Source organism: Acidisoma sp. C75 (genome assembly GCF_054665095.1).
This window is the reverse complement of record NZ_BAAFHD010000011.1, coordinates 1-26,399: the sequence shown is the minus strand read 5'-3', so window position 1 is coordinate 26,399 and position 26,399 is coordinate 1. Positions and strand designations below refer to the sequence as shown.

Genomic DNA, 26,399 nt, shown 5'->3' with positions numbered 1-26,399 from the left:
ACGGATGCCGAAATGCCTGGTGCTCGACCTCGACGGCACGATCTCGGATAGCCTGCCCGATATCGCCGCCGCCCTGAACCGCAGCCTCGCCCGCCATGGCGAAGCACCGCTGCCGCTGGAGGCGGTGCGCCCGATGGTGGGCGATGGCGTGGCGCAGCTTTTTGCGCGCGGCTACGCGGCGCGCGGCCGGCAGCCGACGACAGAGGATATGGCGGCGGGGCTCGCGGATTATACCGCCAATTCCACGCAAGGAACGGTGCTCTACCCCGGGGCGCTGGAGGCGCTGCAGAGGCTCAAGGCCGCCGGCTGGGCCTTGGCGGTCTGCACCAACAAGCCGGCCGAGCCTGCGCGCATCCTGCTCGATCACCTCGGCGTCCTGCCGCTGCTCGATGCCGTCGGCGCGGGGGACAGCTTTCCGGTGAAGAAGCCGGACCCCGACCATATCCGCCTTACCCTCCGCGCCGCGGGCGCTCGGCTGGAGGATGCGGTGATGATCGGCGATCATCATAACGATGTCGCGGCCGGGCGGGCGGCCGGGCTTCCCACCATCTTCGCCGCCTGGGGCTATGGCCCGCGCGAGGTGGGGGCGATGGCGGATGCGGTGGCGGAAAGCTTCGACGAGGTGCCTGAACTCTGCGCGCGGCTTCGCCCGGGCTAGAAGGGTTCAGGATCGCTGACGTACCTGCCTCGCCGGACAAGGCGAAACCTCCCAGGCTGCGGGGTCTGGCTGCGCGGAATCGTGATCGGGGGCCACGCTTTCGCCATGTGGCTGCGACCTTCCCGCCATGGCACCGGGCGAGATTGGCGCCGCGTGATCTTGGGAGACTTCGCCATGCGGCTCTTCACTTCAACCCTTATGCTGGCGCTGCTCGGCATCGGTGTGCCGACGCTCGCGGCGCAAGCCGCCACCCCGCCCATCCTGCAAGCGGACTGGCATGACGGCTGGCATCACGACGATGGCTGGCATCATGATGACGGCTGGCACCACGGCTGGCACCACCACTGGGATCATTGGCATCGCGATCCTTATTGGCGCGCGCCGCCGCCACCGCCGTACGGCTATTACGCCCCCGCCGCGCCGCCGGGCGGCTACGTGTACGGCTACGTCTATACCAATTAGCACCGTCAGGCGGGGTGCGGCCGCACCTGGCCGGCCGCACCTGGCCGGCCGCACCCCGCCTGCCACACCCCGCCTGCCACCCTTGCGGCCGAACCGCTTGCCGGCGCCGCGCTCTCCCGGCAGAAAGCCAGGATGCACGCGCTCTCGCTCCATAACAGCCTCACCCGCCGGCAGGAGGTCTTCCGCCCGCTCAACCCCGAGCATGTGCGCCTCTATTGCTGCGGCCCGACCGTTTACGACCGCGCGCATCTCGGCAATGCGCGGCCCGTCGTCGTCTTCGACGTGCTCGCCCGGCTGCTCCGCACCCTCTTCCCGCACGTCACCTACGTCCGCAACATCACCGATGTGGAGGACAAGATCATCGCCCGCGCCGCCGAGCTTGGCGTTTCGATCGGCGAACTGACGGAAGAGACGACGCGGCTGTTTCACGAGGATATGGCCGCATTGGGCGCGCTGCCGCCCGATATCGAGCCCCGCGCGACCGACAATATCCCGCAGATGATCGAGATCATCGGGCGGCTGATCAAGGGCGGCCATGCCTATGCCGCAGAGGGCCACGTGCTCTTCGCGGTCGGCACGGATCCGCAATACGGCCATCTCTCCGGCCGTTCGCGCGATGAACTCATCGCCGGCGCCCGGGTGGAAGTGGCCCCCTATAAGCGCGATCCGGGGGATTTCGTGCTGTGGAAGCCTTCGCCCGAGGCTATGCCGGGTTGGGAGAGCCCCTGGGGGCGCGGCCGGCCGGGCTGGCACATTGAATGCTCCGCCATGTCCTGGCGTTACTTGGGCGAGGACTTCGACATTCACGGCGGCGGCGGCGATCTCATCTTCCCGCACCATGAGAACGAGTTGGCCCAGAGCTGCTGCGCCTTCCCCGGCAGCCAGTTCGCGCGGGTCTGGATGCATAACGGCATGCTGCTGGTGAATGGCGAGAAGATGTCCAAATCCTTGGGCAATTTCCGCACGGTGCGGGAGGTGCTGGATATCGCGCCGGGGGAAGCGGTGCGTTTCCTCCTTCTGCGCAGCCATTACCGGGCGGCGGCCGATTTCACCGAAGGCGCGCTGATCGAGGCGAAACGCGAGCTGGATCGCTTTTATCGCGCGCTATCGCGCCATGCCCCCGCCTTCGCCGAGGAACCCGGACCGCTGCCGGATGCGGTGATGGCCGCGCTCTGCGACGATCTCAATACCCCCGCCGCGATCGCCGCCCTGCACGGCCTGGCCGATCGCGCCATTGCCGGCGATGCCGAGGCTGCCGCCGGGCTGCATGCGGCAGGCCGCGTGCTCGGGCTTCTGCAGGCCGAGCCGCAGGCCTGGTTCCAGGGCGGGGTGGATGCCGCCGCCGTGGAGGCCGCGATCACCGATCGGCTGGCCGCGCGCCGCGCGCGGGATTTCGCGCGGGCGGATGCGATCCGCGCCGATCTCCTCGCCCGCGGCATTGTGCTGGAAGATGGCGCCACGGGCACCACCTGGCGCCGCGCGGACCCCGCAGCATCATGACAGGGCGGGAAGCGGGCGCCGATATCGGCCCCATCGGCAATAGCCCCGCCATCATCCTGGTGCGCCCGCAGCTTGCCGACAATATCGGCGCGGTCGCCCGCTGCATGGCCAATGGCGGCCTCTTCCATCTCCGCCTGGTGAGCCCGCGGGATGGCTGGCCGCAGGATCGGGCCTGGCGGATGGCGTCCGGCGCCGATCGCATCCTGGAAGAGGCCAAACTGTTCGAGACGGTGGCCGAGGCGGTGGCCGATCTCCACCACGTCGCCGCCACCTGCCCGCGGCCCCGCCATATCATCAAGCCGATCCTCACCGCGCGCGGCGCCGCGGCCGAACTCCGCAGCGTGACCGGAATGGGCCTGCGCGCCGGCATCCTCTTCGGGCCGGAACGCGCGGGCCTCGAAAACGACGATATGGCGCATGCCGACATGCTGGTGCGCTACCCCCTCAACCCGGCCTTCATGTCCCTCAATCTTGCCCAGGCCGTCATGGTCATGGCCTATGAGTGGTGGATGGCGGCCGAGGAGGCGTGCCCCCGCGAATTGATGACCAATGAGACGCGGGTTGCGACCAAGGGCGAGCTTGAGAACTTCCTCTCCCACCTCACCCGCGAACTGGATGAGTGCGGCTTCCTGCGCAACGCCCAGAAGCGCCCCGGCATGGTGCGCAACATCCGCCATCTCTTCCAGCGCGGCGCGGTGACGGAGCAGGAACTCCGCACCCTTCATGGCGTGGTGACGGAGCTGGCGCGCGGCCGGCACGCCAAGCAGCGCGCGGATTAGCGCCAGGCCAGCCGAGGCCGGCGCGGCATCTCGCGCAATCGCGACATCCGCCCATATAGCGGGGCATGCGTTCTCTCCGCTCACGCCTATGGGTGCTCTGGGGGTTGACCTTCGCCGCCTCCCTCGCGGTGGGCCTGCTGCTGTTCCAGCTCTACCGCGCCTCCACCGCCGCCCAGGTCGATCGGGCGGAAGCGGTGGTGCAGCGCGCCTGCGATCTCATCCGCGGCCAATACGCCTTCTATGTCGCCGGCTGGAACGGGGCCGGTAGCGCGCCCGCCGACCGCCGCTTCGGCCGCGCGCTGGTGCCCGTCATCAATGCCGCCCTCGCCGGGCAAGCAGGTGTCGAAGGCGGCATCTGGTCGGCGGGCGCCGGCGCCCTCGCCTATGCTTTCCCGACCTATCCCGGCACCGGCCCCAAGACGGATCTCCCCGCCGCCGAAGAAGCCCGGATCGCGGCGGTGAACCGCGATGCCGCGACGGCCGAGCAGCCCGTGCTCCGCCGCACGGTGACCGGCTCGCAAACCCTGCTGCTCGCCGCCTGCCCCCTGCCCGGCCCCTATACCGGCATGACCGCCTGGACGATGACGCGCGTGCAGGCCGCCCCAGGCTACGACCGGCTGAGCATCGGCCTTGCCCTGCTCTTTTCCCTCGTCCTCGGCATCGCCGGCTGGGTGACCTGGCTCACCTCCGTCTGGGGCCGCCATATCGCGCGGATCGAGACCAGCCTTGGCGAGCATGATCTCGCCGCCCTCCCCGCCATGGCCCTGACGGGCGAGCGCGAGCTGGACCGCATCGTCGCCGCCCTCAACGAAGCCGGGGCGCGGCTGGCCCAAGCCCGCCGCCAGGCCGAGGCGATGGCCGCCAAGGTGGCCCTGGCGGAACGGCTCGCGGCCCTCGGCCGGGTGGCCGCCGGGGTGGCCCACGAAATCCGCAACCCGATGGCCGCGATGCGGCTGCGAATCGAAAACGCCCTGGCCGGCGACGCCACCCGCCAGCGCGCCGCGCTTGAGACGAGCCTCGTGCAGATCGGCCGGGTGGATGCGCTGATCGCCGAGCTTCTGGCTATGACGCAGCGGCAGACGCCCGAGAGCGCGGCGGTGGATCTCGCGGCCTTCCTCGACGGTCTGCTCGCCGAGCACCGGGAGGCGGCGCGCGCCTCCGGCATCACCCTCACCCTCAGCCTCGACGGCGCGGATCGGCCCGCCCGCTTCGACCCGCGCCTCATCGGCCGCGCGATCGACAATATCCTGCTCAACGCCATCCGGCACACCCCCGCCGGCGGGCGCATCCGCCTGCATGCCGAGCGGCCGGCGCATCTCCTCCGCCTCACCCTCGGCGATAGCGGCCCCGGCATCGCCCCGCATCTGCGGGGGCAGCTGTTCGAACCCTTCGCCACTGGCCGGCCGGACGGCACGGGCCTCGGCCTCGCCATCGCGCGCGAGATGGTGGAAGCCCATGGCGGCCGGCTCCGCCTCGCGGGGGAGACGGAAGCGGAAGCGGGGGGCGCGGCCCTAGGTGATGCCGGCGCCACCTTCATCATCGAACTGCCGCAGGTGGACGATGCCGACCATCCTGATCGTTGACGATGACGCAGCCCTCCGCGCCAGCATCGCGGAGGCCTTGGCGGATGCCGGGCACCGGCCGATCCCCGCCGCCGACGGGGCCGAGGCGCTCGCCCTCCTCCGCCGGCACAAGATCGATGCCGTGCTGCTCGATCTGCGGATGCCGGGAATGGACGGGCTGGAGGTGCTCGGCCGCATCGTCCAGGCGCCCGATGCCCCGCCAGTCGCCATCCTCACCGCGGTCGCGACGGCGAGCAACACGATCGAGGCGATGCGCCTTGGCGCGGCCGATCACCTCACCAAGCCGATCGGACGGGAAAGCCTCCTCGCGCTGATCGGCCGCATGCTGGCGCCGGGCGCCCACCCCGCGCCCGCCGAGCCGGCGGCGCGCTCAGCGGCCAGCGAAGACCTCGTCGGCGCCTCCGCCGCGATGCGCGAGGTGCAGAAGGCGATCGGCATGCTGGCCGATAGTGAGGTGACGGTGCTGATCTCGGGCGAGACCGGTACCGGCAAGGAGGTCGTCGCCCGCGCTCTGCACCGGCATGGCCGCCGCCGCGGCAAGCCCTTCGTCGCCGTCAACTGCGCGGCGATCCCGAGCGAATTGCTGGAAAGCCAGCTCTTCGGCCATGTGCGCGGCGCCTTCACCGGGGCGGTCGCGGATCGGCTCGGCTCCTTCCGGGAAGCGCATGGCGGCACCCTCTTCCTCGACGAAATCGGCGATATGGATCTCGCCATGCAAGCGAAGCTGCTGCGGGTGCTGCAGGAACGCATCGTGACGCCGGTGGGCGGCAAGCCGCTCGCGATCGACGTGCGGATCGTCGCCGCCTCGCATCGGGATCTGGCGGCCGCCGTCGGCGCCGGGCTGTTCCGGCAGGATCTGCTCTATCGCCTCAGCGTCGTGCCGATAACGCTGCCGCCGCTGCGCGAGCGGCTGGCCGACATCATTCCGCTCGCCGACCACTTCCTCGCCGCCGCCGCCGATCCGCCGCGCCAGCTCACGCCCGAGGCCGCCGCCTTCCTGCTCGGCTATCGCTGGCCGGGCAATGTGCGCGAGTTGCAGAATGCGATGCAGCGCGTCACCGCCCTTGTCCGCCGCCCGGTGATCACCGCCGCCGATCTCGATTTCCTGCGCGTGCCGGGCGCGGCCGGCACAGCGGCGCCGGACTGGCTGAGCGGCGATCTTCCGACCGCCATCAGCCGGCTGGAAGCGGCGATGATCGAGCGCGCCTTGGCGGCCGCGCAGGGCAACCGATCCGAGGCGGCGCGAGCGCTCGGCATCCACCGGCAGTTGCTGCACACCAAGATCCGCCGCTACGGCCTCGACCCGTCGTGATTGCGGACGGGCGCGTCCGCCAAGCGGACGGGGCTTGGCCAGGAGAGCGCTGGACTTTGCAGGGAATTCAATGCACTGGGGCTTGGCACGGGAGTTGCGCTGTCTCTGCCACCGGCATCGCCCGGACAGAAGGAACAACGATCATGACCAACCGGTTTTCGCGCTCCATCCTCGCCTCGCCCCTGCTCCTCGGCCTCGCCGCCGCCCCGGCCTTCGCCGCGACCCCGCAGAGCGTCTTCGACCCCGCCCAGATGCCGACGATCCACGGCGTCGTCGCGCAATACGACCTCTCACCTCGCGGCGATGTCGATGGGCTGATCCTGACCGACGGTACGGAAGTGCATGTGCCGCCGCATCTCGGGCCGCAGCTGCGCCAGGCGATCAAGGCCGGCGACAGCGTGACGATCCATGGGCTGCGCGCCCGCGTCCTCCCGCTGGTCGAAGCGATGTCGGTCACCGATGACAGGACGGGGCAGACCATCGTCGATGCCGGGCCGGGCGGGCCGCCGCCGCGCCCGCGCAAGCCGCACCATCCGCCCGGGCCGCCGCCGGCGCTCGCTGGCAACAGCGTGCAGCTTCACGATACCGTCAAGATGCCGCTGCACGGCCCGCGCGGCGAGGTCAACGGCGTGCTGCTCGCTAACGGCACCATCGTGCATATGCCGCCGCCGGCCGCTGAGCGCTTCGCAGCACTGCTCACCACCGGCACGGCGATTTCCGTTTCCGGAAACGAAATCACCGCCGATGCCGGCCGGGTGATCGCCGCGACCGCGATCGGGCCAGCCGATGGCGCGCTGCAGCCGATCGCGATGGAACCGCCGCCGCCGCCCGGTGGCCCGGCGGCTGACGGCAATCCGCCCCCGCCGCCTGCAGCTCCGCCCGGGGCTCCGCCGGCGCAATAACCCGCAGCCTGCGGCAGGAATGGCAGCGGCGCGCCCGGGGTTCACTTTTCGCAACCACGGGCCAACTGCTGGCGCAAAGGCCCGGCGCGTGCTCTCTCCACGCGCCGGGCCGCAAGGCCGCCGCCGCCATCATCACGCTCCTCACGCTCATTCCTCCTCTCACCCTCACCCCGTCACCGCGAAGATAACGGAACAGAAACGGCATGCTCACCTGGCTTCATATCGGCGACCTGCATCTGACCGACCCGCTGGAACAGAACCACCGCGATCTGCAGGGCATCGTCGCCGCCATCGGCAGGCTGCCGCAGGGCGCAATCGATTTCGTGCTGCTGCCGGGCGACAATGCCGATGACGGGGAAGCCGCGCAGTTCGAGATGGCGCGCCGCGCGCTGGCACCGCTTCGCGTGCCCGTGCATATCCTGCCCGGCGATCATGATTACACGCCCCGCAACCTCGATGCCTTCTACCGCGTGCTCGGCGCCCGGCCGCTGCCCTACGCGGCCAGCCTGCACGGCACGCGCTGCCTGTTTCTGGATGTGGTGTCGGCCGGCAGCGGCGGTCCGGATTTCCGCCTCGGGGACGATCAGCTCGACTGGATCGAGGGGGAGATTGCCGCCGCCGCCGCGGCGGGCGAGACGGTCGCCGTCTTCATGCACACCTATCCGGCCGATCTGAAGGCCGGCGCCTCCCGCCTCAACGCGTTGCTGGCGGCGCCGCATGTGCGCTGCGTCGATATGGGCCACACCCATTACAACGAACTCGCCCATGACGGCCGCACGGTCTTCATGGCGACCCGCTCGACCGGCCAGATCGAGGAAGGGCCGGTCGGCTTCTCTATCGCGGCACTCGATGGCGGCGCGGTGAGCTGGCGCTTCAAGCCGCTGGCGGATGCCTGGCCCTTCGTGCTGATCACCAGCCCTGCCGATCATCGCCTCCGCCCCGATGCGGCGGGGGAAGACGCGAGCCCGGCCGTCCTCCGCGCCAAGGTGCTTGCCGATGCGAAGCTCGCCACGGTCGAATACGCGGCCGATGGTGGGCCGTGGCAGGCGATGACCCGCTCTGCCGAGGATCAGACCCTTTGGGAAGCGCCGCTGCCGCGCGCGGCGCCGGCCGAGCTGCGCGTGCGGGTGCGCGATGCCGAGGGGCGACAGGACGAGGATACCATCGAACCCAGGCGGCACGGCGCGCCGCCGCCACGCGCGGCCGATGGCAGCGACCGGGACCGGATCGGCGCCTGGGCCCCCAAGGGGCTGTTCGATACCCAGCTTGGCCCCAATCGCAACGGGCGGAAATGGTGAGCGCGATGCGAGACCTGGCTTCACCGGGGGCAAGAGGCTGATGGGCGCGCTCGCCGCTTCCCCTTGGGCCGTCTGGGGCATTGCCGCAGCCGCCACCGCCGGCGTTATCACCCGCCCCTTCGCCTGGCCCGAATTCATCTGGGCGGTGAGCGGCGCGGTCCTGCTCGTCATCCTCGGCCTGCTGCCGCTGTCGGACGCGCTCACGGGCATCGCGCATGGCACCGATGTCTATCTCTTCCTCATCGGCATGATGCTGCTGGCGGAGCTTGCCCGGCAGGAAGGCCTGTTCGACTGGCTGGCGGCACACGCCGCCCGGCTCGCCCAAGGATCGGCGACCCGCCTCTTCGCCCTCGTCTATGGCGTCGGCACGATCGTCACCATCTTCCTGTCGAACGACGCGACGGCGGTGGTGCTGACCCCGGCGGTCGCCGCTGTCGTTAAAGCCGCCCGCGCGCGGGAGGCGCTGCCCTACCTCTTCATCTGCGCCTTCGTCGCCAATGCCGCGAGCTTCGTGCTGCCGATCTCGAACCCCGCGAACCTCGTGATCTATGGCAGCCACATGCCGCCGCTGCTGCACTGGCTCGCGCAATACAGCCTGCCCTCGCTGCTCTCGATCCTCGTGACCTACGGCGTGCTGCGATGGACGCAGTCCGGCGCGTTGAGGCAGGAGATCTCCGCCGACATCACCGTGCCCGAACTTTCCGCAGGCGGCACCACCGCGGCGATCGGCATCGTCGCCACCGCAGTCGTTCTGCTTGTGTCTTCGGCGCTCGATATCCAGCTCGGCCTGCCGACCTTCCTCGCCGGCGTCGCAACCGCGACCCTCGTCTGCCTGCGCGCGCGCTCAGGCCCGATGCAGGTGATCCGCCATGTCTCCTGGGGCGTGCTGCCGCTGGTCGCCGGGCTCTTCGTCCTCGTGCAGGCCTTGCAGAAGACAGGAGTGACAAAGGATATCGCGGATCTGCTGCACCATCTCGTGCAGCATTCGGCCATGCTCGCCGCCTGGGTCTCCGGCATCGTCCTCGCGCTCGTCTGCAACCTTGCCAACAACCTGCCGGTCGGCCTCGTCGCCGGGCGCGTGGTGCAGATCGCTCAGGTGACAGAGCATGTGCGCTCGGCGGTGCTCATCGGAGTCGATCTCGGGCCGAACCTCTCGGTCACCGGCTCGCTCGCCACCATCCTCTGGCTCACCGCGCTGCGGCGCGAGGGGTTGCGGGTCGGCGCCTGGGCCTTCCTGAAGCTCGGCCTGTTGATGATGCCGCTCGCGCTCATCCTCTCCCTCGCCGCCGCCTTCCTGTTCTGAGCGCGCGGAGGCTTCCCGATCATGCAACCCCTCTGCAGTGCCGGCCGGCGCGTTCTCATGCCGCTCGAAGCGCTGAACTTCTTCATGGCCGATATGCAGGCCGGCATCGGCCCCTTCCTCGGCGTCTTTCTGCTCGCGCATCATTGGCAGAGCGGGCCGATCGGCACGGTGATGACGCTCGGCGGTGTCGCCGGCATGATCATGACCGCGCCTTTCGGGGCGATGGTGGATGCAAGCAAGCGCAAGCGCTTCTATGTCGCGATTCCCGGCGCCTGCGCCGTGCTCGCCTCCCTCCTCATCCTGGTCTCGCAGAATTTCTGGGTGATCGCGATTTCGCAAATAGCGACCGCCGTGGCTGGCGCCGCGATCGGCCCGGCGGTTGCCGGCATGACGCTCGGCATCGTCCGCCAGGTCGGCTTTCCGCACCAGAACGGGCGCAACCAGGCCTTCAACCATGCCGGCAATATGGTCGGCGCGATCCTTTCCGGCTATCTCGGCTGGCGTTTCGGCTTCGCGATGGTGTTCTGGCTCGCGGTCGCTTTCGCGGTGCTCTCGATCATCTCCGTCTTCCTCATTCCCCGCGACGCGATCGACGATGATGCCGCGCGCGGCATGAAGGAAAGTACGGCGGGCAAGGAAAAGGCGAGCGGCTTGCGGGTGCTGTTGCAGAACCGGCCGCTCCTCATTCTCGCGGCCTGCCTCGGTTGCTTCCATCTCGGCAACGGCGCGCTGCTGCCGATGTACGGCATGGCGGTGGTCTCGGCCCATCCCGGCAACCCGACCATCTTCGTCGCCGAAACCATCGCGGTCGCGCAGGCGGTAATGATCCTCGCCTCCATCGTCGCGATGCGCATGGCGGAGCGGCAGGGCTATTGGTGGATCCTGCTCATTACCTTCGTCGCGCTGCCGATCCGCGGGCTCGTCGCGTCCTTCCTGGTGGTGGATTGGGGGGTCTTCCCGGTGCAGGCGCTGGATGGCGTGGGTGCCGGGCTGCAAAGCGTGGCGGTGCCCGGGCTCGTCGCCCGGCTGCTGAACGGCACCGGCCGCGTCAATGTCGGCCAGGGCGCGGTGATGACCGTGCAAGGGCTCGGCGCCGCGCTCAGCCCGATGATCGGCGGCTGGATCGCGGAAGGCATCGGCTACCGCATCACCTTCGCCATTCTTGGCTCCTTCGCGCTCGTCTCACTCGCGATCTGGATTGCCACCGCATCCTGGCTGAAGCCGGCCTGCGGCGGCGGCCACCCGGCGGGCAACCTCGCGGCGCGCGCCTAGCTCGCGACCTCAGACGAGGCCGCGAGGGGAAGTTGCGCAAGCACCGATCTCAGCGCGAAGCACCAAGCTTGCGATCACCATCGCAGTTGCGCGCCGAGAACTGGGGCGAAGAAGGGTGGCATGCGCCACCCTTCCGCCGGCTTCATCTCACCACTGGATCTGGGTGCCGACGCCGAAGAGCTGCGCCCGCGTGTTGTTGTTCTGGGTGCCCGCCATGTTGGTCGCGAAGTCAAAGCCGCCCTGGTGGCGCTGGCCCCAATCATAGTCCACGAAGAGGTTGACGCCGGGCAGCAGAGTATAGGTAGCGCCAGCCGCGAAGCCGATGTTGGATTGCTGGCCGGTGGTCAGGCCGTCGGCGGTGATGGTGGCGCCAGAGCCCGCATCGATACCGCCGGGCAAGTCACCCGTCGTATCGAACTGGAAGTAGCTCGCGCCCACAGTGACGGGACCGGCCGTATACTGCGCGCCCGCGAGCCAGCCGACTGCCGCCTGGCCACCGTTCGGCTCCAGCTCGAAGGTATAGCCGGAGACCTGATTGAACGCACCATAGACGACATTGCCGCCGACGGTAACGCCGGCATAGCTGACCGTCGCGCCGCCGGAGAACATGTTCAGGTTCTTGTAGCCGCTCGGCGTGGTGTAGCTGTGGCTCTGCGTGCCGGTGCCGCTCACTTGGCCCGCATAGTTGTAGTCGGCGCCGAGCTGGACGCCGAAGCCCCCGAAGGTTTGGGTGTACTGGCCACCAACGTCGATCAGGTTGCGCGGGGTGCCGCCAGGAACGGCGGTGGTGACAGAGGTCTGGGCCGGGGCATAGTTGGCTGCCGTCTGGTTCGGCGTGAAGCCCACCGCGAACTGGAAGCCGCTCATCGTCGGCGAGAGATAGACGACCTTGTTCGTGGTCTGGTCAAAGCTGCTGTTATCGACGAAGGGATAGACGGGCTCCGCGTTGTTCGGAACGATCACGGGAAGATCGCCCCACCAGCCGCCATCGTTGAAGCCTTCGAAGGTGCCGGTCTCGAACAAAGTGATCGGGCCGTTCTGCTGGCCGAAGCTGACCTGGCCGAGCTGAGGAAGGCCGAGGTAGCCATAGGCCTGGAAGACATAGAGGGTGTTGCTGCTGGCGCTGGAACCCCAGTCGTTACGGATCTGGGTAGCCGCGCCGTAATGCAGGCCGTTCGCGGCAACGCCGTCAAAGCCCGGATAGAGGCGCATATAGCCGTAGAAGCTGTCGGTGGACGTCTTGGTGCCGGCGATGTTGTCGAGGCTTGAGGATTCGACGCCAGCATACCAGTTGACTCGACCATTGAGACGAACCGTCACGCTGCCCGGTGCGGCGGTTTGTGCCGAGGCGGCACCAGCCGCAACGGTGCAGAGCGTGATGGCGCTGGTCACCATCAGCAATTTTTTCATCGTAATGTCATCCTATTGCAAAATATCTGGCTGCGAAATTCTTCTCGCAGGGCGACTGTGTATTCCACACAACAGCCGTATCAACAGAAACCACACACCGGCGATACGACCGATCCATGACGTGGCCAATATACCACGCCGAGAGGCGTGGCATTACCGCAACAGCTTCCACAACCCGAGGGTTCTCGGGGAATCTCCGAGCGTCTCATGTGGCTTTCGGCACGAGAGCCGGCGCTGAGATGCCGATGAGAGACATCTTGATTGCTGCACTGCAAGGCGATATATCCCTCGGTCATACCGTTTCAGACTACGCCGTGCCTCAGCAAGAATGCCGCTGTCCTCGTTCGCGTTTGAACGTGTCGCTGGCAACCTAAATCAAGCAAAATCTGATTGATATCATTCGGAGCCCGAATGGCGCCCGCTCATCCAGCGTCTGCCGGAGGTTGCCTTTGAATACTTACGTTCGAGAGGCTGGACTTTCTCATTTGCGTGGGCAATTGGAGAGCGAGGAGTATTCCTCCGTCTCCTCATCGACCGAGCAGATATACCAGTATGACTGGCTACGCTTCGGCCAGTGGTGCGCAGAGAACAGACGGCCGGAATTGCCAGCGCATCCGGTGGATATCGCGCATTTCCTTAAATGGGAGATGGACGCTGGATCCGGCGTCGCCACGCTGAACCGTCGTGTCTCGGCAATCAGCTACATGCATCGCAAAGCGGGTGTGCCGCCGCCTCTCGCGCATCATGAGGCAAAGGCCATTCGCGAGCTTCTTCTGCGTCCACCCAGCCAAGCCCCGCGCCGCAGCCGGACGAAGCGGACCGTCGACCTTTGGCAGGAAGTGCTCGAACAGACAGCAGAGGATGACGTGACCGCCCTGCGGGACCGGGCGCTGATTGCACTCCACGCCGCGGCCGCCTTCCGCCTCCTCGAACTCGCCCGCTTAACCCCAGCGCAAGTGCGGCTGGAGCGAAGCTCCGCCTTGATCCAGCTCGGCCGCTTCCGCTCCCACACGGCACGGGGGGCGTCGGTCATCACCCTCATCGACGACCGGCCGCTCACGCCAGTCTCGCATCTCCGCTTGTGGATCGAGGCCGCCGGCCCGACCTCCGGCGCGCTCTTCCGCCACTGCGCGGACGAGGAGGTGACAGCCGAGCCGCTCGTCAGCGAGGAGATCGCCGATATTATGCGGCGGCGAATCATCGCCGCGGGTCACAGCGCAAAGCACACCGCCGGTGGCCTGATCCAGGTGGTGGAGGGGTCGGGCGCGCGTCGCACGACTGACCGCGCGCCGCCGTGATCTCCTCTTGCGACAGGATCGCCAGCGCATAGGTTTCCTCCCCGGTGCTGCATCCGGCGATCCAGCTGCGCGGCGGCTGGTCGATGGAGTGGCCGCGCACCAGATCCGGAAGTGTCTTGGCGCTGAGAAAGTCGAGACGCTCAAGCCCCTTCTCGACCGCTTTGACGAGATCGAGATACCGCTCGATATCGCCGCTCTCGGTCGAGGCCATCGCCATGCGCCGCTCGATGCGGTGGCACAACCTGCCCTCCTTGTAGAGGCTGACGTCGGGCGCGGTCTTCTTCCGAGGGCGTTCGATGATCGCGGGCAGCCAGTCGGTGGTGCTGGGCTTCTGGTCAGCGGCCACCGCCGCACGCGAGAGCGCCATCCGGCGGCGGACGCTAGGCAGAGGATCGGGCATGCTGGTCAAGGGCGGAATGAGATCGGCCGCGCCTGTCACGATGGCGTTTCTCGGCATGCCGCCCAAGGCGACCTCGCCCGGATCCTGCTGGGTGATGAGCCCACCCTTCTCCTTGGCTGTATGCCAGTTGACCTGAGCCCCGACTCTCCTCCGAAATTTCGGAGAGTCCGCAGCGGCCTCCGTCCGATCAATAGAAACGTCACTTGACACATCCGCACGTCTCGACCTGGCAACGTTTTCTGCTCTTGGGCGGAGTTACTGACCATACGAGTGAGCTGCTTGCGTGCTCTTCTGATGCTCTGCGTCGCCCCCGCGGTAGCTCAAGCGCAGGCGGTAGCCAAACAGCCAGTCGTCGGCCCAACCCAGAGCGCAACGAGCAGAGTTGCGGCTACAACGGCTGCCATGGCGAGCAGGGGGAGATTCGCCATGCCGTGGCGAAGCTCGCAAGCTACCGAGCAGCGTGCCTCCTGCGCCTCTCCCCCAAAACCGTCACACCACGCTTCATCGCGCATTGCGCCCTGATTGGCGCGGATTTCGTGCATGATCCAAAGCCGGACAGGCAGTTCCTCCTATTCCGTCATCGGAGGAGACGGATCGTGACCGCATTAGAAGTTCCATCTCGGCGTCTCGGTGGCGCCAGACGGTGCCTTGGACCGAACCATCCCCATGCTCGCGTGTGACAGGCCAGAAGCACCGCCTGTCGCCATCCGCCCAATCCCGGCGGGCCGCTTTGAACTTGCCTCGGAAAAGTGGAGAGCTCCTCACGGCTCCCGCCCCATCTCACGAACAAGTGAGCCAGCGGCCGGCAGTCATCTCTCATTTCCAGGCTCGGACCTTGATCCTGATCAAGGCCACATCGGCGGTGCGGCCTACTGTTTGCAGGTCATCGCCCGATTGCTTCACCGAAAGGTCAGACAAGATGATGGCTTTCGTCCTTGCCGTCCTGAAGGAAACGCAATCGGGAGAGCAGCGTTCAGCCGTCGCGCCCAGCACGTCTCTGCACCTGCAAAAGATCGAAGCTGATATCCGCATCGCCCCCATCTAGGGGATGCCGATCCTCAATGTCGATCGCGCCCACCAGGTGTAAGTGATCAAGCGCGGCTAGGGGAAAGGCTATGCCGGGGTCGAGAACCTCCTCTTCTACGCCGACAACTGCAACATGGTGTACGGCGATGCGCGGGCGGTTCTGACCCGAATGGTCCAGGCCATGAAGGAGTTCGGCGGTTGAACCGCCGGGCCATCAACAACCTCCAGGACGGAACAGAACAATGACATATGCGAGCATCAATCCTTTCACCGGCGAGGTCGTCCAGACTTTCCCGGATGCGACTGACGACGAGGTCACGCAGGCGATCACCAAGGCGCATGAGGCCTTTCTCGCCTGGCGGGAGACCAGCATTGCCCATCGCGCCGCCATCATGCACCGCGCCGCCGAATTGCTGCGTGCGAAGACCGATGACTATGCCCGCCTGCTCACCCTCGAAATGGGCAAGCTCTTCACGGAGGCTCGTGCCGAGGTCGCGCTTTCCGCCGATATCCTCGACTATTACGCCAAGAATGCCGAAAGGCTGCTGCAGCCCGAGAAGCTGCCCGTGGCCGACCCGGCGGAAGGCGAGGCGATGCTGGTCTGCGAGCCGCTTGGCGTGTTGCTCGCCATCGAGCCCTGGAACTTTCCCTATTACCAGATCGCCCGCATCATCGCGCCACAGCTTTCGGCCGGCAACACGATGCTGCTGAAGCATGCGTCCAATGTGCCGCAGAGCGCGGCGGCCTTCGAAAAGCTCATGCGGGAAGCCGGTCTGCCCGCCGGCGCTTTCCAGAACCTCTATGCAACGCGCGGCCAGGTGGAGATGATCCTCAACGATCCGCGCGTGCATGGCGTGGCTCTGACGGGGTCCGAGGATGCGGGCGCTGTTATTGCCGCGCAGGCAGGAAAGGCGCTCAAGAAATCCACCATGGAGCTTGGCGGCGCCGATGCCTTCGTCGTGCTGGCCGATGCCGAGATGGAGAAGACCGTGAAATGGGCGGTCTTCGGGCGCCATTGGAACGGCGGCCAGGTCTGCGTTTCCTCCAAGCGCATGATCATCGTGGACGCGGTCTATGATACCTTCCTGGCCCAGTACAAGCAGGGCGTCGCCGGTCTGAAGGCGGGCGATCCCTTCGATGCGGAAACAACGCTCGCACCGCTCTCCTCCCAGGCGGCGGCTGACGACCTGAAGAAGAAGATCCGCGAGGCAGTGGCCCATGGCGCCCGCGCCGAGGAAGTGGGGCCGCCGGTGCCGAACCAGGGCGCCTTCGTCCAACCCACGATCCTGACCGAAATCGGCGAGGATAATCCCGCCCGCTACTGGGAGTTCTTCGGCCCGGTCTCCATGCTGTTCCGCGCGAAGGACGAGGCGGACGCGGTGCGCATCGCCAATGACAGCCCCTTCGGCCTCGGCGGCTCCGTCTTCACCAAGGACACCAAGCGGGGTGCCGCAGTGGCGGCGAAGATTTCCACCGGTATGGTCTTCGTCAACCACCCGACCATGGTCAAGGCTGACCTGCCCTTCGGTGGCGTCCGCCGCTCGGGCTATGGTCGCGAACTCCTCGGTCTCGGCCTCAAGGAATTCGTCAATCACAAGCTGATCGACGTCGTCGATATCGACGCGCCGTTCTAACGACACTGGGGAGCAAGCCGCGTGCAGGCCATGGTGCTGAAGGCGCTCCGCCAGCCTCTCGAATGGACGGAACTTCCCGATCCTGAACCCGGACCCGGCGAAATCCGGGTGCGGATCCTGGCCTGCGGCGTCTGCCGGACCGATCTGCATGTGGTGGACGGCGATCTGCCCGATCCGCATCTACCGATCATCCCCGGGCATGAAATCGTCGGTCGTATCGATGCGCTCGGCGCGGGTGTGACGGATCTGCGGCTCGGCCAGCGCGTCGGCATTCCCTGGCTCGGCCATGCCTGCGGCCATTGCCCCTATTGCCGAAGCCTGCGCGAAAATCTCTGCGATGCGCCGGCGTTCACCGGCTTCACCCGCAATGGCGGCTTCGCGACGGCGACCGTCGCCGATGCCCGCTTCGCCTTCCCGCTCGGCGAGGAAGGCGCGGACGTGGCCCTGGCCCCGCTGCTCTGCGCCGGGCTGATCGGCTGGCGCTCGCTCGGCATGGCAGGCGAGGCCAAGCGGCTCGGCCTCTACGGCTTTGGCGCCGCCGCCCATATCATTGCCCAGGTCGCGATCTGGCAGGGCCGCGCGGTCTATGCCTTCACCAGCCCGGGGGACCGCACAACGCAGGATTTCGCGCGCTGCCTCGGCGCCGTCTGGGCCGGCGGATCGGATGAGATGCCGCCAGAAACACTCGATGCCGCGATCATCTTCGCGCCCGTCGGCAGCCTGGTGCCCGCCGCCCTCGGCGCCGTGGCCAAGGGTGGCCGCGTGGTCTGCGCCGGCATCCATATGAGCGACATTCCGCGCTTGCCCTATGCCCTGCTCTGGGGTGAGCGGCAGCTGATGTCAGTCGCCAATCTCACCCGGCAGGACGGGCTCGATTTCCTCGCCCTCGCCCCGCGCATCGGCATCCGGACGCAGACCACGACCTATGCGCTGCGCGACGCCAACCAGGCGCTGGAAGACCTGCGCGCCGGCCGCTTCGATGGCGCGGCGGTTCTGGTGCCCGGCTGACCGGCTCAGCCCACGGCGCGGCGCACGGTCGCCCAGGCAAGCAGAAAGACGCAGAGGCCGAGGAGCGCGATCGGCAGCGCCGCCTGCAGCGCCAGCGCCGGCGCCATATCCTGTAGAAAGATGCCGCGGGTGATGACCAGCATCCAGCGGATCGGGTCCAGCCGGCCGATAAGCTCGGCCGCCACCGGCATATTGGCAACCGGCGCAGCGAAGCCGGACAGCACAACCATGGGCGAGGCGATGACGAAGACGCCGAGCATCGCCTGCTGCTGGGTCGCGGTCAGCGCGGAGATGACAAGCCCGATCGCCCCGCCCGTGACCATATAGAGCAGCAGCATGGCTTCGAGCAGCAGGAGGCTGCCCTGCAGCGGCACCCGAAACCAGAAGAGTGCCGCGAGCACGACGATATTGGCGTTGATGAAGCCGACAACCATGCCGGGGATGGCCTTGCCGACGAGAATCTCGAAGGGCCTCAGCGGTGTCACCAGAAGCTGTTCGAGCGTGCCGAGTTCACGCTCCCGCGCCAGCGACAGGGAGGAGACGAGCATGGCCATGAGCAGGGACAGCACGGCGATGAGGCCGGGCAGAATGAACCACTGGCTCTCCAGTGTCGGGTTGAACCAGTCCCGCACCACCAGGGTGATGGGCGCCGTCTGCCCGCCGCCGAAGTCTGACGCAGCCTCCGCCAGAATGGTGGTCGCATAGCCATTGATCAGCAGCGCGGTATTGGAACGGCGGCCGTCGATCAGCAGCTGCACCACGGCCGGCCGGCGCGCCAGGACATCGGCCGAGAAACGCTGCGGGATGTGCAGCACGGCGGCGACGCGACGGGAATCGAGCGCGCGCGCGGCCTCCTCCGGGCTCTCGATCAGGGCTGCCGGCAGGAAGGCCGGGGAGCCCGCGAAGCGGCGGACGAGTTCGGAAGCCTGCGCGCCGCCATCCTCGTTCCAGATGCCCAGCGGCACGTGTTTCACATCGTAGGTCGCCGCATAGGCGAAGACGAGAACCTGCACCAGCGGCGGCACCAGGATCACGAAGCGTGTCTTGCGGTCCTTCCAGAGGCCCATGAGTTCCTTGACGATGAGCGCGAGGATGCGGTTCAGCATGTCAATCGAGCCGGCGGCGGGTCACGGCGAGCGTCGCACCAATCGTCACCATGGCCGCGATCGCCAGGCAGAGCATGTTGGGCAGCAGCACGGGCCAGACATTCCCTGCCAGCACCAGCGTTTGCAGGATCGAGACGAGATAGCGCGCGGGCACCGCGAAAGTCGCGATCTGCAACCAGCTTGGCATGGAGGCGATGTCGAAGAGCATGCCGGAGAGCATCATGCAGGGCAGCATCGTGGTAATGAAGGCGATCTGCGCCGCGACGAACTGGTTGCGCGCAAGGGTCGAAATGAACAGCCCGAGGCCGAGGGTGAAGAGCAGGAACAACGCCCCCGCCGCTGCCAACGGCAGCAGCCCGCCGCGAAAGGGCAAATCGAACAGCAGGATGGAGAGCAGAATTGACATCGCCATGCTGGCCATGCCGAGCACGAAATAGGTACCGAGTTTGGCCGTGACGATTTCAACCATGGTCGCGGGCGAAGCGAGCATGCTCTCCATCGTGCCGCGCTCCCATTCCCGCGCCACGACCAGGGCGGTGAGCAGTGTGCCCGTCATGGTCATCACAAGCGCAATGACGCCGGGCACGATGGCATCCGCGGAGCGGAGTGCCGGGTTGAACCAGTAGCGGGATTGCAGGCTGATGCCACCTGGGAGAAGCGTCCGCCGCTCGGTGCCGCGATCCTCTGCCCAGGTGGTGAGCGCACCGCCGACATAGCCCTCCAGGATGCGGGCAGAATTGGGATCGGTGCCTTTGGCGATAAGCTGCGCCTGCGCCGGCCAGCGGCGGGAATTCTGCAGGCGCTGGGTGAAATCCTCCCGCAGCACGAGAATGCCGAGCACCGATCCGTCATCCAGCGCCGATTCGGCGGTCCGCACATCGGGCATGCGGCGCGGATCGAGATAGGGCGAGGCGGCGAGGGATTGGATGAGCCCGCGCACAACTTCCTCCGGTGCGGTCGCAACCACGGCCACGCGCATGTGGCTGGCATCGAGCGAGATGCCGAAACCGTTGACCACCAGCAGCACCACCGGCAGCAGAAAGGCGATGAGGATGGCGGAGGGATCGCGCAGGATCTGGCGGATCTCCTTGCTCACCAGCCCGCGCATACGAAGCCAGGCGATCATGCGGCCGCCGCCTTCGCGCCCGCCGCCGCCACGATGGCGATAAAGGCATCCTCCAGCGTCGGATCAGGCAGGCCTGCGGTCCGCACACGCCGGCGCAGCGCGCCCGGCGTGTCGGTCGCGATCATGCGCCCGTCAGTGACAATGCCCAGCCGGTCGCAATATTCCGCCTCGTCCATGAAATGGCTGGTGACGAGCACCGCGACCCCGGCTTCGGCGAGTGCCCCGATGCGCGTCCAGAAATCCCGCCGGGTCAGCGGATCGACGCCGGAGGTCGGCTCGTCCAGGAACAGAATATCGGGCTCATGCAGCAGGGCGGCGGCGAGCGCCAGACGCTGCTTGATGCCCAGCGGCAAAGCGCCCGAGACGGCATCGGCCACGGCTTCAAGCTCGAAACGGCTGAGCGCGCCCGAAACCGCCGCCGCGCCCGCGGCACCGCGCAAGCCATAGACCCGGGCGAAGAAGCGAAGGTTTTCGGCAACCGTCAACTCGGCGTAGAGGGAAAAGCGTTGCGCCATATAGCCGATGCGGGCGCGCGCCGCCGCCGCCGCGCGGGCCAGATCCTGGCCCGCGACCCGCGCCTCCCCGCCGCTTGGGCGCAAGAGACCGCAGAGCATGCGAAAGATCGTCGATTTGCCGGCGCCATTCGGCCCGAGCAATCCAAAGATTTCGCCGGGCGCGACCGTGAAGCTGACATCATCGACGGCCGTGAAGCCGCCGAAGCGCCGCACCAGATCCCGCACCTCGATCACCGGTCCTGTGCGCCGCGTCGCTCCGCGCGCCAGCACCGGCTGCGGCGGCGGGGCCCCACGCGCCGGCAGGCGGGCGACGAACGCATCCTCAAAACGTGGTGCTAGGGGTTCGATCGCCGCAGCACCAAGCGATGCGACATCCGGCGCCGCCACGCCGGATTTCAGAACCAGGCGGACGCCGTCTCCCTCCAGCACCGCATCCAGCACCCCCGTCTCCTGCCTCAGCTGCGCGGCCACGGCACGGCGCCGCGCGGCCGAAACCGAGAGACGAAAAACCCGTCCCACGAGCGGGGCGGTGAATTCCGCTGGCGGCATGGCGGCGATCAACGCACCCTCGTGCAGCAACAGCACGCTGTCGCAACGGGCGGCCTCATCCAGATAGGCGGTCGCCCAAACCACCCCCATCGCGCCCTCGCTTTCACGCAGCATGGCGCTGACGATCGCCCAAAGCTCCCGGCGGGACGCGGGATCAACGCCGACGGAGGGCTCGTCCAGCAGCAGCAGCCGGGGGCGGCTGAGCAGCGCGCAGGCAAGGCCGAGCTTCTGCTTCATGCCACCCGAAAGCTTGCCCGCGAGGCGCGCCGTGAAGGGTGCGAGGCCCGTGAAGCGAAGCAGCCGCGCCATCCGCTCGGCCCGCAGGGCCGTGGACAGCCCATGCAGATCGGCGAAGAGATGGAGGTTCTCGGCAACCGTGAGATCCTCGTACAGGCCGAAACGCTGCGGCATATAGCCAATATCGGGATGGGCGAGCGCCGCCTCCCGGCTCATATCATGCCCGAAGACGCAGACGCGCCCCGCGCTCGGCAGCAGCAGCCCGGCCAGCAGCCGCAGCAGCGTCGTTTTACCGGCGCCGTCCGGTCCGATCAGCCCGGTGATAGCCCCGGCCTGGATCTTGGCCGAAATACCGGCCAGCGCGACCCGCGCGCCGAAGCGGTGCTGAAGATCGGCGATCTCCGCCAGAGCCGTGCTCATCCCCCGGCCTTGGGCAGAACAATCGTCACCGGCTGGCCCTGGCGGATGCCGGCATTGGGGTCGGTGACGCGGATGCGCAGACGATAGACGAGCTGGCTGCGCAGCTCCGGCGTTTCCACGGTTTTGGGCGTGAACTCCGCCTGCGGCGAAACATAGCCGATGCGGCCGCGATACTGGCCGGGAGGCGCACCATCGGTCAGGATCGTCACCTCCGTTCCCGGCGCGACGCGCCCCAGCATCGGCTCCGGCACAAAGGCCCGCACCCAGACCTCGCTGGTCAGCGCGATGGAATAGACGATGGAACCGGGCAGCACGACGGTTCCGGGCTCGATCACCCGCGTCATCACGATGCCCGCCGCCGGCGCCTGCAATTGCGTACGCGCGAGTTCGATGCGGGTGAGATCGAGCGACGCCTCGCTTTGCTTGAGATTAGCCCGCGCGGCGTCGATATCCTCGATCCGTGGGCCTTTAATCGCCTCGTCCAGCGCCGCCTGGGTCTGCGCGACCGACGCCGTTGCCGTGTCCAGCGCGCGTTTGGCATCATCATAGGCCTGGCGCGGCGAGGCGGAGGTCTTCACCAAGGTCGCCTGCCGCTGGAAACTGACCTGGGCATTGGCAAGCGTCGCCTGGGCTGCGGCGAGATTGGCCCGTGCCTGGTCGATATCCTCGATCCGCGTGCCGTGCAGCAGCTTGTCGAGCGCCGCCTGGGCGGCGTCCCGCCGCGCCGTGGTCAGATCAACCGCGCTGCGATAGCTCGCATCATCAAGCTGCGCGATCACCTGGCCTGCCGCGACCGCATCACCCTCGTTGCTAGCCATGGTCTCGACCCGGCCCTCGGCGTTGAAGGCAAGGTCGACTTGGCGGATTTCGACATTGCCGAAGATGCGGTCTTGCGGCGCCTGGGGCCAATAGCGCGCAGCCGCCCACCAGCCAACGCCGACCACAGCAAGAAGAGCGATGCCCCCCAGCGCGACCCGGCGGTTCATCCCCAAGCCTTATGATCAGCATCCATCCGGCACTTCCCATCCACCCGATGGCGAAACCCTATCCTGGCCGAGGATGGCAAACCTTGATGCAGCGCAAGGCGGATTTCTTCCGTCCTCCGGGTGGTGCCAAGCTTCGGAGGGAGTGGGGAAACTTCTGGTCAGGTTGACCTTCCCGTCAGAACCGGCCGATCAGCGCTGAATCCGGACTGGACTTGCCTCGGAAAAGTGGAGACCTCCTGATGCATTAGAGTCTGTCAGGTTTTAATTAGATCATAGCCTGCGTGGCGGAGGTATGCGGAGCACTCTTCTGAGGAGAAAGCGTCGAGGAGTGAGCCGACCCTTCGCCATATTGCCTTCGACGGATCGCTCGTCGGCCTTTCGCAGAAGCGTCTTGAGCTTGGCGAACATCATCTCGATCGGATTGAGGTCGGGGCTGTAGGGTGGCAGGAAGAAAAGCCTGGCGCCGGCGGACCGGATAAGCTGTCGTGCAGGCTGGCCCTTATGGCTGCCGAGATTATCAGCGATGACGATATCCCCCGGGCTCAGGGTTGGCGCCAAGAAATGGGCCACCCAGGCGGTGAAGGATATGCCGTTGATCGGGCCGTCGATGACGCAGGGCGCGACGATGCGGTCATGCCGAAGCCCGGCCAGGAATGTCAGCGTCTTCCAATGGCCGCGAGGAACCTTGGCGATCAGCGGCGTGCCGCGCAGGCTCCATCCGCGCGTGCGTGTCATGTTCGTCTTGACCCAGGTCTCATCAATAAAAACGAGCCGTGCCGCCAGTCCTCGGGCGGACCTCGCCAACTGGCCCATCCGAACGGCGCTTGCCACCGAAACGTCAAACCTTTTCGCCGCAGCCCGCACCGTCAAGCCCTCGGCCAGGGCCGCGGCTATCCTCACCCGCAGGTCCAGAGACAGAGGCTTCGCCATCGCCGCTGGCCTCCTCACCAGCCGCAATCTTGAATCACATCAGCGCCGCGTCGCGGAACACAAAATCCGATTCAGTCCAAAACCGACAGACTCTAAGAGGAAGAATATTCGAGTATAATCAACCGTTTAGAAGGGAAAATTGGCGGGCCACGGCCGACGATGATGAGCACTATGTCTACGCCATAGCCCTACCTTGAATCGCACGTCCTTCTGGCAGCGCCGATACGAAAAAGGGAAGAGGGGTCAGCCCTCCTCCCTCTTCGACCAACTTACCGGTGTTCGACGAGATGCCGGATAGTGTTTTCAGCCGCAGCCAAGGCGCTCTTAGCCAACGTCAAGGACTCGATTGCAGCAAGTGCCTGTGCCGCTTTCGGGTAAGGCCCGCGCGGCGGAAGGTCCGCCGCGCTTGCAGCCTGGACTTCCGCAAACCGCGCGCCCACCGCGATCTCGGCCACCCGGCCACCATTGACGCCGAACCACGCGGCGATGTCGTGCTGACGATCACCGCGACGCAGCATCCCCTTGATGAGCGCGGCATCAGCTGTGCTCAGTGTGATACCGCTTGGTTGTGCCCGCCGGCTCATGCTGCGGCCTTCACGGTGAGGGAGTTCTTCTCGCCATCCGTTAGGCTAATGCCCAGCTTCGACTTGATGAACGCCTTGGTTGCCTGCCGTGCCTGCCTGTTCGACACGACCGAGTTGGCGACGATGCAGATATTCTCCCACTCAGAATTCTTCTTCGACCAGTCGATATCCTCAAGCGGGGTCAAGCGGCTCTTCCAGTCGCCCGACGCCATCAGATCGACCCCCAGCCCACCCAACGCGCGCAGTACGGTGGAATGCGACGCAATTTTCTCCTGTCGCAGCTCGACCGCCAACTTCTGACCCTTCAGCACCTTGCCCCAGTCGGGCATGTGCTCGGCAACTTCCGTCCAGTAGTCAGTCAACAGGCCGGCATTGGTCGAAATATCGTTGTTGCTGTAGCCCTTCAGCAGCTCGACATTGGCATCATACAGCGCCGCCAGGGTGAACAGCTTGGTGGACTTGGATTCGAGCGAGACCTTTTCTTTTTCGGTCAGCTCTTTGAAGGCCGGAACCTTCTCGATCATCATCAGCGTGGCAGCGGCGACGTCATCGCGTTTGTCATACAGAATATCCAGAGACTTCGAGGTCTTCTGTACAAATCGGTTGAGGTCCGAGAACATCTGCTGCACGCGGTCCGTATTTTCCCAGGGGAACAGCAGGACCGATAGCGTGTGACTCTTGAGGGCTTCGCTACCGTTCTTTAGCGCACGGACGATACCGGCGCAGCGGTGCTGACCGTCATTGATGATCAATTCGTCGCCTAGGTGCAGCGTCAGGGTCCCGATATTGCTATCGGGCGTGTACGGCTCAAACACAGGCTCAGACTTGTATGATGCGGTAATCGACGAGAACAAATAGTCGTCCTCGTTTTCGGTGATGTAACTGGCCAACTCCGGAATCCGCTTCTCGACCAGAACACGCTGCTCGCGGTCTTCGGGCAGCATCCCGCTCCAGTCGGTGAACTTGAAGAACTGCGGTACGGCGTTAAGCGGCATCATGACGGAATAGTAGGTGCGGGAGCCCATCTTTCCCCGCATCGCTGGCAAAGGCACAGGAATTTGCATCGATCTGATCTCCGTAGAGCTCGCTACCTCTAGAGCGAACAGCTCGCTCTTCCTTGGCGTGCAGCTCTATAGCGGAATATCCTAGAGCTCGCCTTGATTGTCAATAGAGCTCCTACGAAGAAGGCCGAGAGCTGCGCCAGTTGGCGGAAGGAGCTGCCAAGCCCCCGTCTTCAAGCGGCATCGTCATGCCATCGCCGCCTGGCAGGGCGAGACCGGCTGCAAGGGTCGGTCGATCCGGATGGAGAAGCTGAACGACCTTGTGGCCGGCCATCTGGAGCGGCGCCTGCCGGACCCCGAACGGTTGGAGGAAATCCTCGCCGCCGTTGTCGACCGAAGGCAGGAGCGGGCCGAGCGCCGCCGCACACATATCGCCGAACTCAACAAACGCGCTGCCGAGGCCGACGCGCGGCTGAGGCGCCTCTATGACGCGATCGAAAGCGGCGTGGCCGACCTGGGCGATCCGGCGCTGAAGGAACGGGTCGTTGAGCTGAAGGCCACTCGCGACCAGGCTCAGGCCGACGCGCAGCGCGCCAGCCAGGCCGCCGACGGCACCGGCGCGACGATCACACCCGCCCATGTTGCCGCCTTCGCCCAAAAAGCCCGCGAGCGCATCCGCCTCCCCGGCGGCGGCTACCGCCGCGACCACCTGCGCGCACTCGCCCAGCGCGTCGAGGTCGCGGATCGCGAGGTGCGGATCACGGGATCAAAGGGCGAGTTGCTGCGAACCCTGGCCGCCGCGGCCGGCGTAAAGCCGGTTACGCCCGGCGTTCGCAGTTCTGTTTGAGCGTTCTGAGACATAGGTGACAGGTTGTTCCGGACACATGGGTGACACCTTCTTGGCTGGCGAGCCCGCCCAGGAGGTGTCGATGCCGTGGAAGAGTGTTCGGTTATGGACGAGCGCCTGCGTTTGATTGCCCGGCTCCTTGAAGGGGAGAGCATGAGCGATCTTTGCTGGGAAGCCGGCATCTCGCGCAAAACGGGTTACAAGATCCTCGGCCGCTACAAGGAAGAGGGTGTCACGGCGCTCTCGGACCGGT

At 66.7% G+C, this 26,399-nt stretch carries 24 protein-coding genes and 2 pseudogenes; 17 read left to right on the top strand and 9 right to left on the bottom strand.

From position 1 onward, the window contains the following. Positions 1-4: 4 nt before the first annotated feature. From ACYQ7X_RS14750 to ACYQ7X_RS14705, 10 genes are all read left to right on the top strand, one after another. On the top strand, positions 5-658 hold the full coding sequence (locus tag ACYQ7X_RS14750) for an HAD family hydrolase (RefSeq protein ID WP_459697822.1): 654 nt from the start codon (positions 5-7) through the stop codon (positions 656-658). Between the two features lie 153 nt (positions 659-811). Next, positions 812-1,120 (top strand): hypothetical protein, encoded by a 309-nt coding sequence (locus ACYQ7X_RS14745; RefSeq protein ID WP_459697821.1) that lies wholly within the window; start codon positions 812-814, stop codon positions 1,118-1,120. Positions 1,121-1,252: 132 nt separating this feature from the next. Continuing rightward, positions 1,253-2,620, top strand: a complete 1,368-nt coding sequence (cysS, locus tag ACYQ7X_RS14740; protein WP_459697820.1) for a cysteine--tRNA ligase — start codon at positions 1,253-1,255, stop codon at positions 2,618-2,620. Continuing rightward, positions 2,617-3,399 (top strand): RNA methyltransferase, encoded by a 783-nt coding sequence (locus tag ACYQ7X_RS14735; RefSeq protein ID WP_459697818.1) that lies wholly within the window; start codon positions 2,617-2,619, stop codon positions 3,397-3,399. The genes cysS and ACYQ7X_RS14735 overlap by 4 nt, the downstream gene beginning before the upstream one ends. Positions 3,400-3,464: 65 nt before the next feature. Further along, on the top strand, positions 3,465-4,982 hold the full coding sequence (locus ACYQ7X_RS14730; RefSeq protein ID WP_459697817.1) for a sensor histidine kinase: 1,518 nt from the start codon (positions 3,465-3,467) through the stop codon (positions 4,980-4,982). Further along, positions 4,960-6,294 (top strand): sigma-54-dependent transcriptional regulator, encoded by a 1,335-nt coding sequence (locus ACYQ7X_RS14725; RefSeq protein ID WP_459697816.1) that lies wholly within the window; start codon positions 4,960-4,962, stop codon positions 6,292-6,294. The genes ACYQ7X_RS14730 and ACYQ7X_RS14725 overlap by 23 nt, the downstream gene beginning before the upstream one ends. A 143-nt stretch (positions 6,295-6,437) precedes the next feature. Further along, positions 6,438-7,196, top strand: a complete 759-nt coding sequence (locus ACYQ7X_RS14720) for a hypothetical protein (protein ID WP_459697815.1) — start codon at positions 6,438-6,440, stop codon at positions 7,194-7,196. Between the two features lie 203 nt (positions 7,197-7,399). After that, a complete protein-coding gene (locus ACYQ7X_RS14715; protein WP_459697814.1) occupies positions 7,400-8,494 on the top strand; it encodes a metallophosphoesterase family protein in 1,095 nt (364 codons plus the stop codon). Positions 8,495-8,534: 40 nt separating this feature from the next. Continuing rightward, positions 8,535-9,797 carry an arsenic transporter gene (locus ACYQ7X_RS14710; protein WP_459697813.1) on the top strand — a complete coding sequence of 421 codons (1,263 nt, stop codon included), beginning with the start codon at positions 8,535-8,537 and terminating at the stop codon, positions 9,795-9,797. Between the two features lie 21 nt (positions 9,798-9,818). Then, positions 9,819-11,069, top strand: coding sequence for an MFS transporter (locus ACYQ7X_RS14705; protein ID WP_459697812.1), 1,251 nt, complete (start codon positions 9,819-9,821; stop codon positions 11,067-11,069). A 147-nt stretch (positions 11,070-11,216) separates the two neighbouring features. Here the strand turns inward: ACYQ7X_RS14705 and ACYQ7X_RS14700 are convergent, their stop codons facing one another. Next, a complete protein-coding gene (locus ACYQ7X_RS14700; protein WP_459697811.1) occupies positions 11,217-12,479 on the bottom strand; it encodes a porin in 1,263 nt (420 codons plus the stop codon). Positions 12,480-12,976: 497 nt separating this feature from the next. Here ACYQ7X_RS14700 and ACYQ7X_RS14695 point away from each other — a divergent pair, with 497 nt between their 5' ends. Beyond that, positions 12,977-13,777: a hypothetical protein gene (locus tag ACYQ7X_RS14695; RefSeq protein ID WP_459697810.1), complete on the top strand. Its 801-nt coding sequence runs from the start codon at positions 12,977-12,979 to the stop codon at positions 13,775-13,777. Here the strand turns inward: ACYQ7X_RS14695 and ACYQ7X_RS14690 are convergent. Next, complete coding sequence (locus tag ACYQ7X_RS14690) at positions 13,677-14,243, bottom strand: CheR family methyltransferase (protein WP_459697809.1); 567 nt, start codon at positions 14,241-14,243, stop codon at positions 13,677-13,679. The genes ACYQ7X_RS14695 and ACYQ7X_RS14690 overlap by 101 nt on opposite strands. A gap of 769 nt (positions 14,244-15,012) precedes the next feature. Here ACYQ7X_RS14690 and ACYQ7X_RS14685 point away from each other — a divergent pair. From ACYQ7X_RS14685 to ACYQ7X_RS14670, 4 genes and pseudogenes are all read left to right on the top strand, one after another. Further along, entirely contained in the window at positions 15,013-15,222 is a 210-nt protein-coding gene (locus ACYQ7X_RS14685) for a hypothetical protein (RefSeq protein WP_459697807.1), read from the top strand. Further along, positions 15,223-15,405, top strand: a pseudogene (locus tag ACYQ7X_RS14680) (NAD(P)(+) transhydrogenase (Re/Si-specific) subunit beta); the annotation flags it as partial. 40 nt (positions 15,406-15,445) lie between these two features. Next, a complete protein-coding gene (locus tag ACYQ7X_RS14675; protein ID WP_459697806.1) occupies positions 15,446-16,837 on the top strand; it encodes an NAD-dependent succinate-semialdehyde dehydrogenase in 1,392 nt (463 codons plus the stop codon). A 30-nt stretch (positions 16,838-16,867) separates the two neighbouring features. Then, positions 16,868-17,845, top strand: coding sequence for a zinc-dependent alcohol dehydrogenase family protein (locus tag ACYQ7X_RS14670; protein WP_459697953.1), 978 nt, complete (start codon positions 16,868-16,870; stop codon positions 17,843-17,845). A 5-nt stretch (positions 17,846-17,850) separates the two neighbouring features. Here the strand turns inward: ACYQ7X_RS14670 and ACYQ7X_RS14665 are convergent, their stop codons facing one another. The 7 genes and pseudogenes from ACYQ7X_RS14665 to ACYQ7X_RS14635 all read right to left on the bottom strand — a co-directional run bounded on the left by ACYQ7X_RS14665 (position 17,851) and on the right by ACYQ7X_RS14635 (position 25,362). Next, a complete protein-coding gene (locus ACYQ7X_RS14665) occupies positions 17,851-18,951 on the bottom strand; it encodes an ABC transporter permease (RefSeq protein WP_459697805.1) in 1,101 nt (366 codons plus the stop codon). Between the two features lies 1 nt (position 18,952). Further along, positions 18,953-20,077: an ABC transporter permease gene (locus ACYQ7X_RS14660; RefSeq protein ID WP_459697804.1), complete on the bottom strand. Its 1,125-nt coding sequence runs from the start codon at positions 20,075-20,077 to the stop codon at positions 18,953-18,955. Next, a complete protein-coding gene (locus tag ACYQ7X_RS14655) occupies positions 20,074-21,798 on the bottom strand; it encodes an ATP-binding cassette domain-containing protein (RefSeq protein WP_459697803.1) in 1,725 nt (574 codons plus the stop codon). The genes ACYQ7X_RS14660 and ACYQ7X_RS14655 overlap by 4 nt, the downstream gene beginning before the upstream one ends. Beyond that, positions 21,795-22,784: an efflux RND transporter periplasmic adaptor subunit gene (locus ACYQ7X_RS14650; protein ID WP_459697802.1), complete on the bottom strand. Its 990-nt coding sequence runs from the start codon at positions 22,782-22,784 to the stop codon at positions 21,795-21,797. Before ACYQ7X_RS14650 ends, ACYQ7X_RS14655 begins: the two co-directional genes overlap by 4 nt. 254 nt (positions 22,785-23,038) lie before the next feature. Then, a pseudogene (locus ACYQ7X_RS14645) lies at positions 23,039-23,561 on the bottom strand (IS630 family transposase); the annotation flags it as partial. Between the two features lie 422 nt (positions 23,562-23,983). Beyond that, positions 23,984-24,298, bottom strand: a complete 315-nt coding sequence (locus ACYQ7X_RS14640; protein ID WP_459697801.1) for a hypothetical protein — start codon at positions 24,296-24,298, stop codon at positions 23,984-23,986. Next, a complete protein-coding gene (locus ACYQ7X_RS14635; protein WP_459697800.1) occupies positions 24,295-25,362 on the bottom strand; it encodes a DNA sulfur modification protein DndB in 1,068 nt (355 codons plus the stop codon). Before ACYQ7X_RS14635 ends, ACYQ7X_RS14640 begins: the two co-directional genes overlap by 4 nt. A 238-nt stretch (positions 25,363-25,600) precedes the next feature. On the opposite strand from ACYQ7X_RS14635, the gene ACYQ7X_RS14630 reads away from it, so the two are divergent. Continuing rightward, on the top strand, positions 25,601-26,146 hold the full coding sequence (locus ACYQ7X_RS14630) for a hypothetical protein (RefSeq protein ID WP_459697799.1): 546 nt from the start codon (positions 25,601-25,603) through the stop codon (positions 26,144-26,146). Between the two features lie 105 nt (positions 26,147-26,251). Continuing rightward, positions 26,252-26,399, top strand: a 148-nt coding sequence (locus tag ACYQ7X_RS14625; RefSeq protein WP_459697952.1) for a helix-turn-helix domain-containing protein, incomplete at its 3' end; no start/stop codon positions are given.

Coding starts and splice junctions, on each gene's coding strand:
- ACYQ7X_RS14750 (WP_459697822.1), top strand. CDS start 5: ATGCCGAAATGCCTGGTGCTCGACCTCGACGGCACGATCTCGGATAGC.
- cysS (WP_459697820.1), top strand. CDS start 1,253: ATGCACGCGCTCTCGCTCCATAACAGCCTCACCCGCCGGCAGGAGGTC.
- ACYQ7X_RS14735 (WP_459697818.1), top strand. CDS start 2,617: ATGACAGGGCGGGAAGCGGGCGCCGATATCGGCCCCATCGGCAATAGC.
- ACYQ7X_RS14730 (WP_459697817.1), top strand. CDS start 3,465: ATGCGTTCTCTCCGCTCACGCCTATGGGTGCTCTGGGGGTTGACCTTC.
- ACYQ7X_RS14725 (WP_459697816.1), top strand. CDS start 4,960: ATGCCGACCATCCTGATCGTTGACGATGACGCAGCCCTCCGCGCCAGC.
- ACYQ7X_RS14720 (WP_459697815.1), top strand. CDS start 6,438: ATGACCAACCGGTTTTCGCGCTCCATCCTCGCCTCGCCCCTGCTCCTC.
- ACYQ7X_RS14715 (WP_459697814.1), top strand. CDS start 7,400: ATGCTCACCTGGCTTCATATCGGCGACCTGCATCTGACCGACCCGCTG.
- ACYQ7X_RS14710 (WP_459697813.1), top strand. CDS start 8,535: ATGGGCGCGCTCGCCGCTTCCCCTTGGGCCGTCTGGGGCATTGCCGCA.
- ACYQ7X_RS14705 (WP_459697812.1), top strand. CDS start 9,819: ATGCAACCCCTCTGCAGTGCCGGCCGGCGCGTTCTCATGCCGCTCGAA.
- ACYQ7X_RS14700 (WP_459697811.1), bottom strand. CDS start 12,479: ATGAAAAAATTGCTGATGGTGACCAGCGCCATCACGCTCTGCACCGTT.
- ACYQ7X_RS14675 (WP_459697806.1), top strand. CDS start 15,446: ATGACATATGCGAGCATCAATCCTTTCACCGGCGAGGTCGTCCAGACT.
- ACYQ7X_RS14670 (WP_459697953.1), top strand. CDS start 16,868: ATGGTGCTGAAGGCGCTCCGCCAGCCTCTCGAATGGACGGAACTTCCC.
- ACYQ7X_RS14665 (WP_459697805.1), bottom strand. CDS start 18,951: ATGCTGAACCGCATCCTCGCGCTCATCGTCAAGGAACTCATGGGCCTC.
- ACYQ7X_RS14660 (WP_459697804.1), bottom strand. CDS start 20,077: ATGATCGCCTGGCTTCGTATGCGCGGGCTGGTGAGCAAGGAGATCCGC.
- ACYQ7X_RS14655 (WP_459697803.1), bottom strand. CDS start 21,798: ATGAGCACGGCTCTGGCGGAGATCGCCGATCTTCAGCACCGCTTCGGC.
- ACYQ7X_RS14650 (WP_459697802.1), bottom strand. CDS start 22,784: ATGAACCGCCGGGTCGCGCTGGGGGGCATCGCTCTTCTTGCTGTGGTC.
- ACYQ7X_RS14640 (WP_459697801.1), bottom strand. CDS start 24,298: ATGAGCCGGCGGGCACAACCAAGCGGTATCACACTGAGCACAGCTGAT.
- ACYQ7X_RS14635 (WP_459697800.1), bottom strand. CDS start 25,362: ATGCAAATTCCTGTGCCTTTGCCAGCGATGCGGGGAAAGATGGGCTCC.
- ACYQ7X_RS14630 (WP_459697799.1), top strand. CDS start 25,601: ATGGAGAAGCTGAACGACCTTGTGGCCGGCCATCTGGAGCGGCGCCTG.